Below are 17,727 nucleotides of genomic sequence, written 5' to 3'. Positions count from 1 at the left end.
CTACCCCCGTTCCGCCATATAGAACAGATCCAGCAGGGTCCAGGCCGTTACGGCCTCCACCACCGGGATGGCCCGGGGCAGGATGCAGGGATCATGACGACCGGTGACTTCCAGGGTGGTGTCTTCGCGGGTCACCACGTTCACCGTATGCTGGGTCTTGCCGATGGAAGGCGTGGGTTTGATCACCAGCGTAAAGACCAGAGGCATGCCGTTGGTGATTCCTCCGGTGACACCGCCGTTGTGGTTGGTGGTACACACCACCCTGTTGTCCCGGTACTCCATGGGATCATTGGATTCACTGCCCCGCATCTCCGCCAGGCCGAAACCATCCCCGAAGGCAATACCCTTCACCGCAGGTACGGAGAACAGGGCGTGGCTCAACCGGCTTTCCACAGAGTCGAAATAGGGTTCCCCCAACCCCACAGGCAGGCCGATGGCCATACATTCGATAAGCCCGCCCACGGAGTCTTTTTCCTTCTGGGCAGCAGTCACAGCCTGGGCCATGGTTTCCCGCACGTCTGGATTCAGCACCGGCAGGGTCTCTTCCCCCATGGAGCGCAGGGTCTCCGCCGTTTCTCCCAGGGGATTGAACCGGTCGTCCCTGATCCCGGCCAGGGCCGCCACATGGGCCCCCACGGTCACACCCTTTTTCGCCAGCAGCTGCTTGGCCACGGCGCCGGCAAACACCAGCGGTGCCGTCAGGCGGCCGGAAAAACTGCCGCCGCCCCGGTAATCGTTGCAACCGTGGAATTTCACATAGCCCGGGTAATCCCCGTGGCCCGGCCGCATGATTTCCTTCATTTTGCTGTAATCCCTGGAATGGGCATTGGTATTCACGATCCGGGCGCACAGGGCCATGCCCGTGGTCTTTCCGTTGAAGAACCCGCTTTCGATGGTGAAGCTGTCCGGTTCCTTCCGGGGCGTAGCCAGCTTGCTGCTGCCCGGTGCCCGCCGTTTCATTTCTTTCTCAATGGCCGCCAGATCCAGTTCCACCCCGGCCGGCAGACCGTCCATGACCACTCCGATGGAGGGGCCATGGGATTCTCCGAAAATGGTCAGCTTGACCCGCTCACCCATTACACTGCTCATACTGTCCTCCTAAGGTCTTGAAATCCTGCCAGAATTCCGGATAGGATTTGGAAACACATTCGGCCCCCACCAGGGTCAGAGGTTCCCGGCACAGGATGCTGGCCACCGCCAGGCTCATGGCGATACGATGGTCATTCCAGCAGTCCACGATGCCCCCGTTCAGTTCTTCCACTCCCTCGATGGAAAGGCCGTCCGGTTTTTCCGTAATGCGGGCGCCCAGCTTGTTCAGTTCCGTAGTCATGGCCTTCAGCCGGTCACACTCCTTCAACCGCAGCCGTTCCGCGTGGATGATTTCCGTATGGCCCTGGCTGAGGGCCGCTGCCACGGTAAGCACCGGGATGATATCCGGGCAGTCCGCGGCATCGATGGTGGTGCCCAGGGCCGTAACCGGCCGGCTGATCAGGGTATCCCCTTCAAAGACCACCTGCCCCCCCATCCGCTGCAGGATGGGGATGATGGCTTTGTCTCCCTGGAGAGACTCCGGATCCATGCCCAACAGGCCGATACTCCGCCCCAGCATGCCTGCCGTCAGCCAGAACGCTGCCTGGGAATAATCCCCCTCCACGGCTCCGGTACGGGGCTGGTACTGTTGATTCCCGGGGATCCGGTACGTCAGAAAATCCTGATGTTCGATGGTAATGCCGTACTTCTGCAGGGCAGACAGGGTCAGGGCGATGTAGCTCCGGCTTTCCAGTTTCCCGGTGATTTCCAGGGTGGAATCCCCCGGCAGCAGGGGCAGGGCGAACAGCAGACCGCTGATGAACTGGCTGCTCACATCCCCCGGCAGGGTAAAATGGCCGGGCTGGAGAGGTCCCTGTACCACCAGGGGGAAATTCTCTTCAGGACCGCCCTTTTCAAAGGTCAGGCCCTGCTCGGCAAAGATGGCTTCATAAGGGTCCAGGGGCCGGCTGCCCAGTTTGCCGGAACCGGTAAAGGTGAATTTTTCCCCGCTGAGGGCTGCCAGGGGGATCAGGAAACGCAGGGTGGACCCGGATTCTCCACAGTCCAGCAGGCTGCCCACCTGATGGGGTCGGCACCCTTCCACCGTAAAGCCGGTCCGTCCTCCGTCCTCCTCCAGCGGGCTGATCAGGGCCCCCAGGCGGCGCAGGCATTCACAGGTGGCCAGGATATCCCTGCTGACACTGACCTGCTCCACCTGGCTGGTACCCCGGGCCAGGGCGGCGCAGATCAGATCCCGGTGCCCCAGACTCTTTGAGGAGGGAACCCGGATCGTTCCTGTAAGAGACAGGGGTTCAATGCGTAGCGTAGTCATACTTTCATCCTTTCACATAGGGTTCCAGATCGGCGAAGGCCACTTTCTTCAGCAGGCTCTTCCCGATTTCCGGCACAATCACCAGGGTGATCTGATTGCCCCGTTTCTTCTTATCCATCTGGATGCCTTCCAGGATGGCAGAATCGGGAATGGGATCTTCCGTGGGGATGTGGTACCGGGCCAGCAGGCGCTGGATCCGATCCGCCGTCCCCGGCCGGGTCAGCCCCAGTTTTTCCGTGTTCCGGGTCAGGCGCACCATGCCGATGGCCACACCTTCCCCGTGGGTATATTTTTCATAATGGTAGTACCGTTCCACCGCATGGCCGATAGTGTGGCCGAAGTTCAGGACCATCCGGGCACCCACGTCCCGTTCGTCCTCCTCCACCACCTTGACTTTCAGCCGGCAGCAGGCGGCGCTGATCTCCGTCACATGGTGGAGAATGTCCTCATCAGTGCTCCACTGTTCCAGGGCGGCAAACAGGTCCGGATCCCCGAAGGCAGCGCATTTGATCACTTCTGCCAGACCATCATGGAGATACCGGGGATCCAGGCTGCGCAGCAATTCCGGATCCATGAGCACCCCTTTGGGCTGGTAGAAAGCCCCCACCAGATTCTTGCCCTCCGGCAGGTCTACGGCCACTTTGCCGCCCACACTGCTGTCTATCTGGGCCAGCAGGGTGGTGGGCACCTGGATGAAAGCGACGCCCCGCAGGAAGCTGGCCGCCACAAAGCCGCCCAGGTCGCCGGGCACGCCGCCCCCCAGGGTAATCACCAGGTCGCTGCGGGTCATGCCGAAATCGGCACAGGCCCGGACCATCCGGCCGAAGGTCTCCAGGTTCTTGTGGTCCTCCCCGGCCTCCATCACCAGCCGGCGTACGGAAAAGCCCTGGGTCTCCAGCTGCTGCTGAAGCTGCGGACCATACAGGGCATCCACAGTATGGTCCGTGATGATGGCCACTTTGTCCGCTTTGGACAGGGCCCGGATCTTTTGACCCATTTCCGGAAAGGAATGGACGGCGATTTCGATATCGTAGGATTTCTTTCCCAGATCAACGAAGATTTTTTCCATAGAACATATCCCTTCTTTTCTTTTTCGCCTGGTCCATCATGGTGACCAGTTCTTCCCGGTCGTCCTGCTGGAGTGCGTTCTTCCACCGTTCCAGCTGCTGTTCCATTTTGTTGATTTCTCCGATCACCGGTCCTTTGTTCAATAAAAACAGGTCGCTCCACAGGGTGGCGTTGATGTCAGCCACCCGGGTGGCATCCCGGAAGGAACCGGCTACAAAGTACTTGGTGTTTTCCTGCATGGAATCGCTGTTGATCAGGGAAACAGCCAGCACATGGGGCAGGTCGCTGGTATAGGCGATGATGCTGTCGTGTTCCTCCACCGTCAGCTCCACCACCCGGGCACAGCCCAGCTCATAGGCCATGTTCCGCAGCCACTGTTCATGTTCCGGTCTGTTGCTGTCCCGTTTGATCAGGATGAAGTTGGCCCCCTGGAAAATCTGGGAGGTGCTCTGGCTGTAGCCCTTTCCCTCCCGACCTGCCATGGGATGGGTGGACACGAAGTCCATTTCCGGTCCCAGCAGGGCATCGATCTGGTCGGGAATGGATCCCTTGATGCCCATCACATCCGTCAGCAGCACATCCGGTTTGAAATACTGCATGTTGGCTTTCACAAAGGGGACGAAGGCACTGGGATACATGCAGCAGATGATCACATCCGCCTCCCGGAGCAATTCCGGTTTGTCATCTGCCAGTTCGTCCACATATCCTTCATCCTTTGCCATCAGGGAAACGATGTGGTTCCGGTCCGAACCGATCACCCGCTTCACTTTCTGGGCCTTCAGGGCCTTGGCGTAAGAACCGCCGATCAGGCCCAGCCCGATGATGGCAACAACAGTATCCTGCAGTTTCTTCATTATAATTCCCTTCCTACGGCCGGAGCCAATACCTTCAGGTCTTTCATCAGTTTGGCGAATTCCGGCAGGGACAGGCTCTGGGCCCCGTCGCACCAGGCATGTTTGGGATCGTTATGGGTCTCGATGATCAGTCCGTCAGCCCCGGCAGCAATGGCCGCCTTGCTCATGGTGGGCACCATCCAGGCTTTGCCTGTGGCGTGGCTGGGATCTACGATCACCGGCAGATGGCTCAGCCGTTTCACTGCCTGCACGGCGGACAGATCCAGAGTGTTCCGGGTATAGGTTTCAAAGGTCCGGATGCCCCGTTCGCACAGGATTACGTTTTCATTCCCTTCGGACATGATGTATTCGGCACTCATGAGCCATTCCTCGATGGTGGCGGACATGCCCCGTTTCAGCAGGATGGGTTTGTCCAGCTTGCCCAGTTCCTTCAGCAGGGTGAAGTTCTGCATGTTCCGGGCCCCCACCTGGATCAGGTCCACTTTTTCCACGAATTCATCGATCTTGTCGGCGCTCATGATTTCTGTGACAATGGGCAGGTGGTTGGCCGTGCCGGCCTGGCGGATCATATCCAGACCCTTGTCTCCCAGTCCCTGGAAGGAGTAGGGAGAAGTACGGGGTTTGAAGGCCCCGCCCCGGAGCATGTCGGCCCCGGAGGCTTTCACCGAAGCCGCAATGGTGTCCATCTGATCCTGGCCTTCCACAGAACAGGGACCGGCGATGACCACCAGTTTCTTACCGCCCACCTTGACGCCATTTACATCGATGATGGAATCGTCTGGATGGAACATCCGGTTGGCCCGTTTGAAGGGTTCCTGCACCCGCAGGGCCTTTTCCACCCATTCATTGACCATGAAATCTTCCGGATCCAGCACACTGGTATCCCCTACGATGCCCAGGACTTCCTGGTTTTCACCGATACTGTCATGGATGGTAAAGCCACGGGCCTCCAAGCTCTTCTTCAGTTTCTCGCTTTCTTCTTTGGGTGCACCTTTCTTCAATACAATGATCATGTTTCTTTCCTCCCATTCTTCATTTCCTGCTTTTGTTTCCTACTTTGCTTCCTTGCTTCTTCTGCACAAAAAAAGCAGACTCGCAAGGAGTCTGCTAACGGTCTTATCAAGGTCGCTTTCCAGGAAATCCTGGAATCTCAGTCTCTCTTACCGGTGGAATTGCATGGAGTTTTGGAGCAGCTAAAGTACCCAAAGCCATAATAGAAGCTCTGGGTAAAATAGAAGCCATATGCAGTTCCCCAGGTCATACTGGACAAAGTCATGATGAAAACCGCCTTTACACATTGGAATGGTTTAATCATACTCCCTGAAGGAAAATTCGTCAACGGGGAGAGACAGATTGGGGAAGAAAAAGTCCAGAGTGTATCGGAAGTTACAGGTGGTAGTCAGCACAGGGGCGGATCAATGACCCGCCCGCTTTGGACCCCCTTACCGATCCAGCGCCACGTCCATATCGTCCAGGGCATGGCCTGTGGCATCGGAGAACCGGACCCTCAGATTGCCATATCGGGGCAGATCCTTTGCAGGCAGGGTGATCACATGTTCTTCGCTGAGGGCTTCGGAGCCGTCATCCTGGACCCCGGTGGGATCCTGGATGGCCACAGTCACATTCAGCAGCCGACCGAACAGCTCCGCCTTCACGATATCCAGCTTGCCGTTCTGTCCGCGGGTATCCATGGCCGCAAGCAGCACCAGCTTGTTGGCATAGTCCCCACCGGAATAATGGCGGCAAGCTGCCAGGATCTTTTCCTGTTTGGTGGTCAGTTTCTTCACACTGGCCAGTTCCGGCCCCACTTTCTCATCCTTCGACGGGATGAAAGCCGTGCACACCAGCCCCGGCACCTGTTTTTCCGGATCGTGTTCCCAGTCATCATGGAGATCCAGAGCCTTGTACAGCACCCTGCCATTCTTCACAATCCGTTCGTTCACGAACAATTCTCCATCGGCCAGTTTGGGTCGTTCTTCGGCATAGGCCGGTACTGCGCACACTGCGGCCAGAAGCGCCAGCACCGCCGTTTTTTTCCAGTTGGATTGCATACTGTTCACTCCTTATGGGGCTTGCCCCGTTGTATTTCTTTAGTATTATACACACTTTTTGACTTTATAGTCAGTTTTTAAAATGTAACTTATTTGCATTCAGTTGACTTTTTTCATATAATAGGATGGGTTACAATATTGTGGTTCAATTGAGGAGGTTTTATCAATGAGCGAATGTGATCATTGCGATCATTCTCACTGCTCCGGCTGCGCATCCAATCCGAAGCAGAATCCCCAGGACGTGGCCATTGCCGATTTCCTGGGCCATGTCAAACATAAAATCGTGGTCATGAGCGGCAAGGGCGGCGTGGGCAAAAGCACCGTCTCCGTGGACCTGGCCCTGCTGCTGAGCCAGCGCGGCTATCACGTGGGCTTGATGGACGTGGACCTGCATGGCCCCAGCGTAGCCGGTATGCTGGGTTTCATGGACAGACATGTCCAGGTGGAAAACGAAAAGCTGGTACCCTTCAAGTACAGCGACAACCTGGAATTCCTGTCCGCCCAGGGATTCCTGGCCCAGCAGGACGATGCCCTGATCTGGAGAGGCCCTCTGAAGGTGGGTGCCATCCGGCAGTTCATGAGCGACACCCAATGGGATCCTCTGGATTACCTGATCATCGACTGTCCCCCCGGCACCGGTGACGAACCTCTGACCGTGGTCCAGACCATCAAGGACGCAGAAGCCATCGTCGTCACCACCCCCCAGAAAGTGGCCCTGGCCGATGTGCGGAAATCCCTGAACTTCTGCAAGCTGGGCAACATCAAAGTCCGCGGCATCATCGAGAACATGAGCGGGTTCGTCTGCCCCCACTGCGGGCAGGAAGTGGACATTTTCAAAGCCGGCGGCGGCAAAGCCCTGGCCGAAGAAAAAGGGTTGCCCTTCCTGGGCCGGATTCCCATCGATCCCCAGGTGGTGGCTGCCGAAGATGCCGGCGATCCTCTGGAAAACCTCAGCGAAGCCAGCCGCAAGGCCCTGGATGCCATCGTGGACAAGGTGGTTGCTCAGGACAAGTAAGCAAAAAGGGGATGTGAAAAAATGATTTTCATATCCCCGTCACTAGTCTCTAGCCGATGGAAGCCAGCTTACGCAGGCAAATTTAAGGCGCTGTGAATGATTTTTTCACAGCGCCTTTTTTTGTCCTATGTCATAGGCTGTATACAAGGATAAGGGGCTGTGAAGAAATGAATCCTCATTTCTTCAGCCCTTTTCCTATTCCTGCAACACTCCGTTTGATTTTCCCAGTTCCCGGATCTGCTCCACCGATACTTTCGTGATGCGGGCAATGGTCTCCATGGGAATCTTTTCCCGCAGCATGCCGAGGATGTTATTCTTGCGTTCCTGCTGGATGCCTTTTTCCAGACCTTGTTCCAAGCCTTTTTCCAAGCCCTCTGCAATCCCCTTTTCCAGTCCCTCTGCAATTCCCTTTTCCAGCCCCTCTGCCAGTCCTTTTTCCGCATATTTCCTGGCAAGGCCTCTGCCATAATCGCACATATTTTCCACCTCCTTCTCCATCTCCACCGTCATGGGAATCCCGTATTCCTGTTCCAATATCTTTTTCTTCGTACCGGGACGGATTTCCGGGGATAACAGGACTCCCAGCAGCCGGAGAATATCCTTCTCCCTGCGCTCCGTTTCCCCCAAACAGACCATGATCACCGTTGCCATGTCATAATTCATTTTACCATATTCTGCATTTCCGACCAAATGCTCCGGTTCCATGGAAAACACGGTGATGGTATCCTGTTTCTTTTTGGGCGGTTCCAGACAAATCCAGATGGTGTAGACCTTTTGGAGTTTCCCGTAATCCGAGCCGGTAAACACCGTTCCCTTTTGCCGGGAAAGCATCCGGGCCGCATAGTAGGCGGCTCTTTTCGTCAAAGAATATCCTGGATTCCATTGATTCTGGCTTTCCACATTGATGATGACCTGGCTATTTTGTTTCCGTTTGGGAGAATAGGCAGAAAAAAGGATATCATACGCAATCGTTCCTTCCGTCTGGCTCTTGTCCACCGTAGTTTCACCCTTGATGCGCCCGGGGTCCGGGGCATCCTGATCCACTGCAGAGGATAGAATCGCAGGCTCCCCCTCCAAATATTTGTGCTCCAATTCTGCTGCGGAACAATCCTGGTATTCCTGGACCACAGCCTGAAGCAGCCGGGCCAGAATCACTTTGTTGGCAACAAGCCGGCAGCAGGCTTCATCCAGTTTCCGTTCCTCCTGCCAGGTGTCCAGATCCTGTGCCATGGTCGTTTGTGTATTCATTCCGTCACACCTTTCCTGTCAAATTTTGTAAGGGCTCCATACTGTCCCCCATTCGACAAGAAAAGAATCTTTCCTGCATGCCTGCAAAAAGAAGGTCATTATCTGCAATTTTCCCGTAATTTGGAGCATCCTGTCCAATCTGAGAGTTCGGCCTTACGGCTCTTTTTAGTGGCTAGTGGGTAGTGAATAGTGATTGAGACCGGATCAAATCCTTCCTGCAGGACGGATTTTTGAACGCAGGTCCGGTTCGGTGAACCGCCCGCTTACAGACCTGGGACCGGACGCCCCTGATGGGGCGTCCCTACTCATGTTACGTGCCTGGTCCTGCCCTGCCCCCTGCTCACTACCCACCAGCCACTGAAAAAGAGTGGGGCTGTGAAAAATCACAACCCCACTCTTTTTCATTCCACCAATCCTTCCATCTTCTCCATGAAGATGGCCAGGATCAATAAATCGGCACAGCCTCCCGGGCTGATGTTCTGCCTGATGAATTTTTCGTTCAGGTCCCACACGGCCTGGAGCCCTTCCGGGGTAAAGGCCCCGCCTTTTTCCAGCACGGCTTTCGCATCGGCCTGGGCCTGCTTCAACGTAGCGGCATCGCTGCGGCTCAAAATGTTCGTGTCCTCCACCTGGGAGAGCAGCAGCAGCAGGGTCTGGATGTAGGCCTCGTTGTCCGGCTTCCCTTCTTCCCGAAACTTCCGCAGGGCCGGCAGAGCGATATCGCCCACCGCCGGGAATCCGTCCATGGCTTCGCCCCGGATACCCCGGCACCCCTGCTCGAGGTACAGGACCTCCCCGTGGGTATGGGGATGGTAGGGGTCGATTTTGGCAAAGTCCCGTTCCAGGAGCGGTGTCACGGCCTCCGCAATGGTGGCCAGGGTCTTCTCGCTGTCCACGGTCCCGGTGCGGGCCAGCAGCCACATCGTGAAGCTGGTCACCAGGCCCAGGGAGAAGATGATGCCCTTGTGGGTGTTCACATTGCCCGTGGCCCGGAACATGGCCTTTTCCGCCGCAGCCCCCATGGGCCTCAGGGCTGCGAACAGCCCTTCCCCATTTCCTTCCCAGTCCCAGCCTTTTTCCGCCATCTGGCGCAGATGGGGAACGATGGCATCGGTGCTGGCCGCAAAAGTGTGCCAGTCCATGTCCTTGTGGGCCCCGGCATTGTCCCTGTCCACCAGTCCCGGTTTGGGGGTGGCATCCACTTCCCCCTGGAGCCCGGCCCGCAGGGCCTGCTCCACCCGGTCCAGCAGAAAGGTTTCCAGCACCCGGTGGACATTCCGCACCAGCACCGGTACGCTGTGCTTCCGGCTGCGGGCGCAGGCCTGAGCCGGCTGGGAGCATACCAGGCACAGCCGCCCGGGCAGCCCGATATCCGTCCGGGAAATCTTATGCCCGTCTTCCGCCAGCACGTCCATATCGTACAGCCGCCCCAGCCGGTCGCCGTTCTCGATGGCACAGGCGATCTTCTTGATGGCCAGAGCCTCTCCGTCCAGCACATAATATTTTTCGTAACCCGTCTTGTAGTCTATGGTTTTCTGATACAGGACAGGAATGCCGGCTTCCTCCAGGGCTTTCTCCAGCCGGCGGATCCCTTCCAGGAAGCCCAGGTGGATCAGGGCGGAGGTCTTCACCGGCCCGGGGATGTTCTGGGTAAAGAACAGCAGGGGTTTATGGAAATGGTCCAGCAGTTTCCGCTGGGCAGCCGCACGGCCATCCCGTGCCATCAGCATATCCGGCACTTCCACCCCGGGGCCTGCCAGACGGATCACAACATCTTTCATTTGCTATAAGGTTCCTTTCTTTTCTTGCCCAGCGTCCGGATCAGTTCAATGAAGGCCCGGGCATAGGGGCTGAGATAGGCGTCCTTGCGGCAGCAGATGTAGCAGTACCGTTTGTTGGCGACGCCCAATAAAGGATACAACACACACTTGTCCTGTGACAAGAAGTAATCGTCCAGATACACATCCGGGCAGATGAATACGGCTTCCATGGCAGAGACCAGCCGTTTGCCCACCTCGATGCTGGAAGTTTCCAGGATCACATTGGGCTTGATCTCGTACACGCTGAACAGGGTATCCTGCACCCGGCGCACATTGTGGCCCTCGGTAATGGAGACGAATTCCTCATTCCTGGCCTCAGTGATATGGATGGGGGTTCCTCCCTTGATGCGCTGGGCCAGGGTGGTCATCTTATTGGCCACCAGCACCACATCTTCCGTTTCCACCAGCTCATACTTCAGTTCGTCGTTGGTGGGAGTGGTGGTGAGCACAGCCAGATCCACACCGCCGTTCAGCACCTCATTTTCCGTGATGTTGCTGCCTGCTTCCATGATCTTCAGCTTGATGTGGGGATAGCGCTGCCGGAACACCGGCATTACGGAAGGAAGCATCTGCATGGCCCGCTGGATGGGAATCCCCAGCCGAAGGGTCCCATATCCTTCATACTGGATATCCGCCACTTCATGGAGCAGGTTGGAGCTGATGGTAATCACCTGCTTCACCGCAGCGATGTATTTTTTCCCCGCTTCCGTCAGTACGATGGGATTGGTATTCCGCAAAAAGATGGGCGCACCCAGATATTTTTCCACTGCTTTGATGGTCTGGCTCAGCGCCGGCTGTGAAACGTGCATGGTTTTGGACGCATTGGTGATGCTGCCCTGCTTGATGATTTCCATTATATATTGCGCGTGTTTCAGATTCATAGACCCCTCCAGTTTTTCGGTTCTTCCCTGATTGTCGCCGTTTATTAGAAGAAGTTTTAATTTCTTATATTTTGACACAATTTTTCAAGTCCCGGGAATCCGCATTCCACGGGGCTTCTTCCGCATTAATAAGGTTCAACTTATAAAGATTATATCATTATTTATATTCGATTTCCAATTTTTCCTGTGTTACTATCAAAGTGTACCAAACTGTATATTGTTTACTATTTCAGAAGGAGTGATTTTACATGGAATTGAAGAAGGCAGCCATGGCTGGCACTGTTGAGTCTTCCGATGCCCAGATCACCGTTGAACCCGGTACCAACGGCATCGAGCTCACCATTGAAAGCAGCGTCATCCATCAATATGGACGGCAGATCAAGGCTGTTGTCCTGGAAACCCTGAAGAAACTGGACGTAACCAACGCAAAGGTTTCTGTTGTTGACAAGGGCGCTTTGGACTGCACTTTAAAAGCACGCGTGGAAGGCGCTGTGTTCCGTTCTATCAACGAGGACCCCGATACGCCGAATCCCTGGGAGGTCTTATAACATGGAAGTAATCAATACGAATCCGAACTTCAAGCGTTTGAGAAGATCCATGATGTTCCTGAACGCACAAAAACCGAGCCTGGTAAAAGACCCGTATGTGTACAAACCCGATTCCATCATGCTGGACCTGGAAGACGCCGTAGCTGAAAACCAGAAGGATGCTGCCCGTTATTCCCTGTTCCATGCTCTGAAAGAAATCGATTATCATGGTTGTGAAAGAGTTGTCCGGATCAACGGTCTGGAAACTCCCCACTGGAAAGAAGATATCCGCGTTTCCGTCGCCGGCGGCTGCGATGCCATCCGTCTGGCCAAGACTGAATCCGGCAAGGACATCAAGACCGTGGAAGAACACATCCTGGCTGCTGAAAAAGAATTCCATCGTCCCATCGGCAGCACGCTGATCATGGCTGCCATCGAATCCACCAAAGGCATGCTGAACCTGTACGACATCTGCACTTCTTCTGATCGTCTGTTCGGTATCGCCCTGTCCGGCGGCGACTACACCCGTGACCTGCAGACCAGCATCTCCAAGAGCGGCGTGGAACTGATGGGTGCCCGTCAGCAAATGGTCATCACCGCCCGGGCTACCGGCCGGATGTGCTTCGATACCGTTTACACCGACCTGGACGACATGGAAGGCTTCCGCAAGGATGTGGAAATGATCAAACAAATGGGCTTCGATGGCAAATCCATCATCAACCCTCGTCAGATCCCTGTCTGCCATGACGTATTCACCCCGACCGAAAAACAGATCCGTTGGGCTGAAGCCGTTGTACGGGAAATCGACACCAAGAAAGCCATGGGTATCGGTGTATTCCAGCTGAACGGCAAGATGCTGGATATCGCCTTCTATGACGGCGCCAAGAGAACCATCGCTATGGCCAAGGCTGCCGGTGTCTATAAGGGGGATTTATAAGATGAAGAACGCAGTAGGTAGAGAGATTCCTGAAGAGATCCTGAAACTGACCGGGAAAGAACCTTTTTCCGGCAGCTATGCGAAACATCTGGTTGCCTATAAGGCCGCTACCCATACGGTAGCTCCTGTCATCGATCCGAACTACAGCAAAGTGGTAGATTCCATCGAAGACGTACTGAAGAAATGCGGCATCAAAGATGGTATGACCCTGTCCTTCCACCATCACTTCCGTGAAGGGGACTATGTGGTCAACATGGTCATGGAAGCTGTCCACAAAATGGGCATCAAAGATCTGACCATCTGCGCCACTTCCCTGGGCAAAGCCCAGACTCCGATTGTTCCCATGATCGAAGATGGCACCATCACCAACATCCAGGCTTCCGGCGTCCGGGGCAAAATCGGTGAAGCCATTTCCAATGGGAAACTGAAGGGCCTGGCCATCATGCGCGGTCACGGCGGCCGTGTCCGTGCCATCGAATCCGGCGAAACCCATATCGACATTGCCTTCATCGGCGCTCCCTGCGCTGACGACATGGGCAACTGCCGTGCTTTCGGCAGCCAGAATGGCAGCGACTGCGGCGTACTGGGGTATGCTGCTGTAGATGCCCAATATGCTGACAAAGTGGTGGTAATCACCGATACCCTGGTTCCCTTCCCCAACGTTCCGGCTTCCATCGACATGACCAACGTGGACTATGTGGTCAAAGTGGACGCCATCGGCGATCCCACCAAGATTGCCACCGGCGCTGCCAAACCCACCACGGACCAGCGGAAACTGCTGATGGCCAAATATGCAGCTGATTTCATGGTACATACCCCCTGGTATAAGGACGGCTTTGTGTACCAGACCGGTGTAGGCGGTGCTTCCATTGCTTCCACCAAATACCTGGCCGAACATCTGCGCAAGGATAACATCCACATCGGCGTTGCCATGGGTGGTATTGCCCAGGCCATCTGCGAACTGCAGCATGAATGCCTGATCGACAAGATTGCGGATACCCAGGATTTCGATATGGCTTCCATCGAAGACATCAAGACCAACCCCAACCATTACGAAATCACCACTTCCCAGTATGCCGATCCCTTCAACAAGGGCGCTTATGTCAATAAGCTGGACTACGTCATCCTGGGCGCACTGGAAGTGGATACCCACTTCAACGTCAACGTTGTGGTAGGCTCTGACGGCGTGATCACCGGTGCCCAGGGCGGCCATCCGGATACTGCTGCCGGTGCCAAATGCACCATCGTCATCGCTCCTCTGCTGCAGGGCCGTATCCCGGCCATCTGCACCGACTGCACCACCGTTACCACTCCGGGTGAAACGGTCGATGTGGTGGTAACGGATTATGGCATTGCCATCAACCCCCGTCGCCAGGATATCATCGATGCTGTGAAAGACACGGATCTGCCCATCTGCACCATCGAAGAACTGCGGGATACCGCCTACAAGATGGTGGGCAAACCGGATCCTGTACAATTCGGTGACCGGATCGTAGGCATCATCGAAGCACGGGATGGTTCTGTGATGGACGTGGTCCGTCAAGTGAAGAAAGCTGAATTCTAATCCGGCTTTCTGAACGGAACAGATCCTGGACCCCGAGAGTCGTATAACTCCCGGGGTCCTTTTTGTGTCTGAATGGCATCCACCGTTCCAAACCGTTTCAAATGAAATAAAAATTATTAAGTTATCTCTTTTGTAGGGAAAATGAGAAAATTTATATAAAGCCGCAGACCCGCATGTATCCTTGCTCTATGTATATATCATAAGTAAAAAATTATGTGATTCATACTGATTTTTCTATTCGTTTTCACTTTTGGGATGTGGTACTATAACCATACCGTACTTATATCTCGGTTCCCTGACTGCCCGTCAGGGACGCATCACTATCTTTAAGGAGGATATTGCATTATGTTTTTGGGCGTAGTTGGTTTCTTGATGGTTATCATCATCGTAGCCGCCCTGATCCGTGGGAAATCCAACCCGGTACCTCTGTTCGTCATGGTACCTGTGATCGCGGCGCTGATCTGCGGGTTCACCCCTGTCCAGATCTTTGATTTCGTAAAGGCCGGTGTTTCCAAGACCTGGTCTACCGCTGTACTGTTCATCTTCTCCATCGTATACTTCTCCATGATGGGTGATATGGGCCTGTTCGACCCCATGGTGAACTGGCTGGTGAAAAAAGCCGGTTCCAACATCATGATGGTTACCATCGCAACGGCCTGCATCGCCGTTATCTCCCACCTGGATGGCGCTCTGGCTTCCACCCTGCTGATCACCATCCCCGCCATGCTGCCGATCTACAAGAAGCTGCATATGCGTCCGGTGGTCCTGGTCTGCATCATCGGTGCTGCCATGTCCATCATGAACCTGCTGCCCTGGGGCGGTCCTGTGGCCCGTACCGGCGTGGTGCTGAACGCGGACGTAAACGAACTGTGGCAGGAACTGCTGCCTCTGCAGGGTGTGGGTCTGGTCATCCTGATGATTTTCGCCGGCTATATGGGCCTGCTGGAAAAACGCCGCGGCGCTGGCCTGGTTCCCACTGGCAAAGCTGCCCAGCTGCATGACGAGGACGATGAACAGTCCCACGACGATGACCTGTCCTCTGAAGATGCAGAATTCATGAAACGGCCCAAGATGATCTGGTTCAACGGCCTGCTGACCCTGTTCGTCATCGGCCTGCTGTGCTTCACCAAGATTCCTCTGTACGGCGCCTTCATGTTCGGTCTGGCTGTGGCCCTGATCGCCAACTTCCATTCCGCCAAAGACCAGGCTCGTGCCATTAAAATGCACGCTGCCACCGCTCTGACCATGCCCATGATCCTGCTGGCTTCCGGCGTGTTCCTGGGTGTGCTGTCCAAGACCGGCATGATGAAGGCCATGGCCCAGATGCTGATCGCCATCGTACCGGCCGCCCTGGGTCCCCATCTGCAGGATGTGTTCGGATTCTTCGCAGTGCCCATCGGCATGATGCTGGGCACCGACTCCTACTTCTTCGGCCTGCTGCCTCTGGCCATCGGTGTGGGGCAACAGTTCGGCGTTGACCCGCACAACATGGCCATGGCCATGCTGATCGGCAAGAACTACGGCGTTATGGTGACTCCGCATGCTGCCACCACCTTCCTGGCCTGCGGCCTGGCCGGCATCTCCCTGAAAGAAATGCTGACCTTCTGCGCACCGCGCCTGTGGGTCCTGTCCTGGATCTCTCTGGCCTGCGGTCTGATGCTGGGTCTGTTCCATCTCTGATCCAATCTCAAAAAAGACTGTCGCTTCGGCGACAGTCTTTTTTTATGGGCGCAGATGGGAAGCTCTCCGGGCCAGGGCTTCATTTGTGAACCATGTATGAAAAAATCTTTTGAGTTGTTTTAATTGAAGTTCAATTCAAATATCATCCGTACTCCCTCTGCAGCCGCATTCTGTCTGGAGTTACGCCTATTCTATAAGTTTTTTCTTATGTATTTTATGGGAACTTTTATATTCGTTTTCTGAATATTTCTATGGTACTATGTGTTTGTAAGTTCAAGGTCTTATCCTTTATCCTTCCGGTGGCTGGCCCGCCCCGGAAAAACAGACAAAAAAGGGGGAAATGCATTATGTTCTTGGGCATTGTTGGTTTCTTGATGGTTGTCATCATCGTAGCCGCCCTGATCCGTGGGAAATCCAACCCGGTACCTCTGTTCGTCATGGTACCTGTGATCGCGGCGCTGATCTGCGGGTTTACCCCTGTCCAGATCTTTGATTTCGTGAAGGCCGGTGTCTCCAAGACCTGGTCCACGGCTGTACTGTTCATCTTCTCCATCGTATACTTCTCCATGATGGGTGATATGGGGCTGTTCGACCCCATGGTAAACTGGCTGGTGAAAAAAGCCGGTTCCAACATCATGCTGGTCACCATCGCAACGGCCTGCATCGCCGTTATCTCCCACCTGGATGGCGCTCTGGCTTCCACCCTGCTGATCACCATCCCCGCCATGCTGCCGATCTACAAGAAGCTGCATATGCGTCCGGTGGTCCTGGTCTGCATCATCGGTGCTGCCATGTCCATCATGAACCTGCTGCCCTGGGGCGGTCCTGTGGCCCGTACCGGCGTGGTGCTGAACGCGGATGTAAACGCCCTGTGGCAGGAACTGATTCCCCTGCAGGGGGTAGGCCTGGTGATCCTGATGATCTTCGCCGGCTATATGGGCCTGGTGGAAAAACGCCGTGGCGCCGGCCTGGTCCCCACTGGCAAAGCTGCCCAGCTGCAGGATGATGATGAAGACAAATCCGCTGACGATGATCTGTCCTCTGAAGATGCAGAATTCATGAAACGGCCCAAGATGATCTGGTTCAACGGCCTGCTGACCCTGTTCGTCATCGGCCTGCTGTGCTTCACCAAGATTCCTCTGTACGGCGCCTTCATGTTCGGTCTGGCTGTGGCCCTGATTGCCAACTTCCATTCCGCCAAAGACCAGGCTCGTGCCATTAAGATGCACGCTGCCACCGCTCTGACCATGCCCATGATCCTGCTGGCTTCCGGCGTGTTCCTGGGTGTGCTGTCCAAGACCGGCATGATGAAGGCCATGGCCCAGATGCTGATCGCCATCGTACCGGCCGCCCTGGGTCCCCATCTGCAGGATGTGTTCGGATTCTTCGCAGTGCCCATCGGCATGATGCTGGGCACCGACTCCTACTTCTTCGGCCTGCTGCCTCTGGCCATCGGTGTGGGGCAACAGTTCGGCGTAGATCCTCACAACATGGCCATGGCCATGCTGATCGGCAAGAACTACGGCGTCATGGTGACTCCGCATGCTGCCACCACCTTCCTGGCCTGCGGCCTGGCCGGCATCTCCCTGAAAGAGCTGCTGACCTTCTGCGCACCGCGCCTGTGGGTCCTGTCCTGGATCTCTCTGGCCTGCGGTCTGATGCTGGGTCTGTTCCACCTCTGATTGGCTTCCATACGTAAAAAACAGGAGGCGCTGTGCAT

General features: G+C 55.5%; 15 protein-coding genes. 6 read left to right on the top strand and 9 right to left on the bottom strand.

The features are described 5' to 3' along the window. From aroC to BQ5462_RS04440, 6 genes are all read right to left on the bottom strand, one after another. Positions 1-1,089, bottom strand: a complete 1,089-nt coding sequence (aroC, locus tag BQ5462_RS04465; RefSeq protein WP_071142227.1) for a chorismate synthase — start codon at positions 1,087-1,089, stop codon at positions 1-3. Continuing rightward, the gene (gene aroA, locus BQ5462_RS04460; protein ID WP_071142226.1) at positions 1,070-2,362 is read right to left on the bottom strand and encodes a 3-phosphoshikimate 1-carboxyvinyltransferase; all 1,293 of its coding nucleotides are present in this window, start codon (positions 2,360-2,362) and stop codon (positions 1,070-1,072) included. The genes aroC and aroA overlap by 20 nt, the downstream gene beginning before the upstream one ends. 4 nt (positions 2,363-2,366) lie before the next feature. Continuing rightward, a complete protein-coding gene (gene aroB / locus BQ5462_RS04455; protein WP_071142225.1) occupies positions 2,367-3,431 on the bottom strand; it encodes a 3-dehydroquinate synthase in 1,065 nt (354 codons plus the stop codon). Next, entirely contained in the window at positions 3,412-4,284 is an 873-nt protein-coding gene (locus BQ5462_RS04450) for a prephenate dehydrogenase (RefSeq protein WP_071142224.1), read from the bottom strand. The genes aroB and BQ5462_RS04450 overlap by 20 nt, the downstream gene beginning before the upstream one ends. Further along, entirely contained in the window at positions 4,284-5,297 is a 1,014-nt protein-coding gene (gene aroF / locus BQ5462_RS04445) for a 3-deoxy-7-phosphoheptulonate synthase (protein WP_071142223.1), read from the bottom strand. Before aroF ends, BQ5462_RS04450 begins: the two co-directional genes overlap by 1 nt. A 429-nt stretch (positions 5,298-5,726) precedes the next feature. Further along, positions 5,727-6,335 carry a hypothetical protein gene (locus tag BQ5462_RS04440; protein WP_071142222.1) on the bottom strand — a complete coding sequence of 203 codons (609 nt, stop codon included), beginning with the start codon at positions 6,333-6,335 and terminating at the stop codon, positions 5,727-5,729. Positions 6,336-6,501: 166 nt separating this feature from the next. On the opposite strand from BQ5462_RS04440, the gene BQ5462_RS04435 reads away from it, so the two are divergent. After that, positions 6,502-7,350 carry an Mrp/NBP35 family ATP-binding protein gene (locus tag BQ5462_RS04435; protein WP_071142221.1) on the top strand — a complete coding sequence of 283 codons (849 nt, stop codon included), beginning with the start codon at positions 6,502-6,504 and terminating at the stop codon, positions 7,348-7,350. Positions 7,351-7,545: 195 nt separating this feature from the next. On the opposite strand, the gene BQ5462_RS04430 is transcribed toward BQ5462_RS04435, so the two are convergent. The 3 genes from BQ5462_RS04430 to BQ5462_RS04415 all read right to left on the bottom strand — a co-directional run bounded on the left by BQ5462_RS04430 (position 7,546) and on the right by BQ5462_RS04415 (position 11,299). After that, positions 7,546-8,598, bottom strand: coding sequence for a PD-(D/E)XK nuclease family transposase (locus BQ5462_RS04430; RefSeq protein WP_143038020.1), 1,053 nt, complete (start codon positions 8,596-8,598; stop codon positions 7,546-7,548). 401 nt (positions 8,599-8,999) lie between these two features. Further along, complete coding sequence (citX, locus tag BQ5462_RS11495; protein WP_071142218.1) at positions 9,000-10,379, bottom strand: citrate lyase holo-[acyl-carrier protein] synthase; 1,380 nt, start codon at positions 10,377-10,379, stop codon at positions 9,000-9,002. After that, entirely contained in the window at positions 10,376-11,299 is a 924-nt protein-coding gene (locus tag BQ5462_RS04415; RefSeq protein ID WP_071142217.1) for a LysR family transcriptional regulator, read from the bottom strand. The genes citX and BQ5462_RS04415 overlap by 4 nt, the downstream gene beginning before the upstream one ends. A gap of 248 nt (positions 11,300-11,547) precedes the next feature. Between BQ5462_RS04415 and citD the strand changes: the two genes are divergently transcribed. From citD to BQ5462_RS04390, 5 genes are all read left to right on the top strand, one after another. Continuing rightward, positions 11,548-11,847, top strand: a complete 300-nt coding sequence (citD, locus tag BQ5462_RS04410; RefSeq protein WP_071142216.1) for a citrate lyase acyl carrier protein — start codon at positions 11,548-11,550, stop codon at positions 11,845-11,847. A gap of 1 nt (position 11,848) precedes the next feature. After that, entirely contained in the window at positions 11,849-12,763 is a 915-nt protein-coding gene (locus BQ5462_RS04405) for an aldolase/citrate lyase family protein (RefSeq protein WP_071142215.1), read from the top strand. 1 nt (position 12,764) lies between these two features. Continuing rightward, positions 12,765-14,327: a citrate lyase subunit alpha gene (gene citF / locus BQ5462_RS04400; RefSeq protein ID WP_071142214.1), complete on the top strand. Its 1,563-nt coding sequence runs from the start codon at positions 12,765-12,767 to the stop codon at positions 14,325-14,327. Positions 14,328-14,672: 345 nt separating this feature from the next. Further along, positions 14,673-16,007: a CitMHS family transporter gene (locus BQ5462_RS04395; RefSeq protein ID WP_071142213.1), complete on the top strand. Its 1,335-nt coding sequence runs from the start codon at positions 14,673-14,675 to the stop codon at positions 16,005-16,007. 347 nt (positions 16,008-16,354) lie between these two features. Beyond that, positions 16,355-17,689, top strand: a complete 1,335-nt coding sequence (locus BQ5462_RS04390) for a CitMHS family transporter (RefSeq protein WP_071142212.1) — start codon at positions 16,355-16,357, stop codon at positions 17,687-17,689. The last annotated feature ends 38 nt before the right edge of the window (positions 17,690-17,727 follow it).

Source organism: Acidaminococcus timonensis (assembly GCF_900106585.1).
Taxonomy (GTDB): Bacteria; Bacillota; Negativicutes; order Acidaminococcales; family Acidaminococcaceae; genus Acidaminococcus; species Acidaminococcus timonensis.
This window is presented reverse-complemented; position numbering and strand designations above follow the sequence as displayed.

Bases quoted from the DNA above. Each gene is read 5' to 3' on its own strand.
- BQ5462_RS04440 (WP_071142222.1), bottom strand. From the start codon at position 6,335: ATGCAATCCAACTGGAAAAAAACGGCGGTGCTGGCGCTTCTGGCCGCA.
- aroB (WP_071142225.1), bottom strand. From the start codon at position 3,431: ATGGAAAAAATCTTCGTTGATCTGGGAAAGAAATCCTACGATATCGAA.
- BQ5462_RS04430 (WP_143038020.1), bottom strand. From the start codon at position 8,598: ATGAATACACAAACGACCATGGCACAGGATCTGGACACCTGGCAGGAG.
- aroF (WP_071142223.1), bottom strand. From the start codon at position 5,297: ATGATCATTGTATTGAAGAAAGGTGCACCCAAAGAAGAAAGCGAGAAA.
- BQ5462_RS04405 (WP_071142215.1), top strand. From the start codon at position 11,849: ATGGAAGTAATCAATACGAATCCGAACTTCAAGCGTTTGAGAAGATCC.
- citX (WP_071142218.1), bottom strand. From the start codon at position 10,379: ATGAAAGATGTTGTGATCCGTCTGGCAGGCCCCGGGGTGGAAGTGCCG.
- citD (WP_071142216.1), top strand. From the start codon at position 11,548: ATGGAATTGAAGAAGGCAGCCATGGCTGGCACTGTTGAGTCTTCCGAT.
- BQ5462_RS04390 (WP_071142212.1), top strand. From the start codon at position 16,355: ATGTTCTTGGGCATTGTTGGTTTCTTGATGGTTGTCATCATCGTAGCC.
- citF (WP_071142214.1), top strand. From the start codon at position 12,765: ATGAAGAACGCAGTAGGTAGAGAGATTCCTGAAGAGATCCTGAAACTG.
- BQ5462_RS04415 (WP_071142217.1), bottom strand. From the start codon at position 11,299: ATGAATCTGAAACACGCGCAATATATAATGGAAATCATCAAGCAGGGC.
- BQ5462_RS04395 (WP_071142213.1), top strand. From the start codon at position 14,673: ATGTTTTTGGGCGTAGTTGGTTTCTTGATGGTTATCATCATCGTAGCC.
- BQ5462_RS04435 (WP_071142221.1), top strand. From the start codon at position 6,502: ATGAGCGAATGTGATCATTGCGATCATTCTCACTGCTCCGGCTGCGCA.
- aroC (WP_071142227.1), bottom strand. From the start codon at position 1,089: ATGAGCAGTGTAATGGGTGAGCGGGTCAAGCTGACCATTTTCGGAGAA.
- aroA (WP_071142226.1), bottom strand. From the start codon at position 2,362: ATGACTACGCTACGCATTGAACCCCTGTCTCTTACAGGAACGATCCGG.
- BQ5462_RS04450 (WP_071142224.1), bottom strand. From the start codon at position 4,284: ATGAAGAAACTGCAGGATACTGTTGTTGCCATCATCGGGCTGGGCCTG.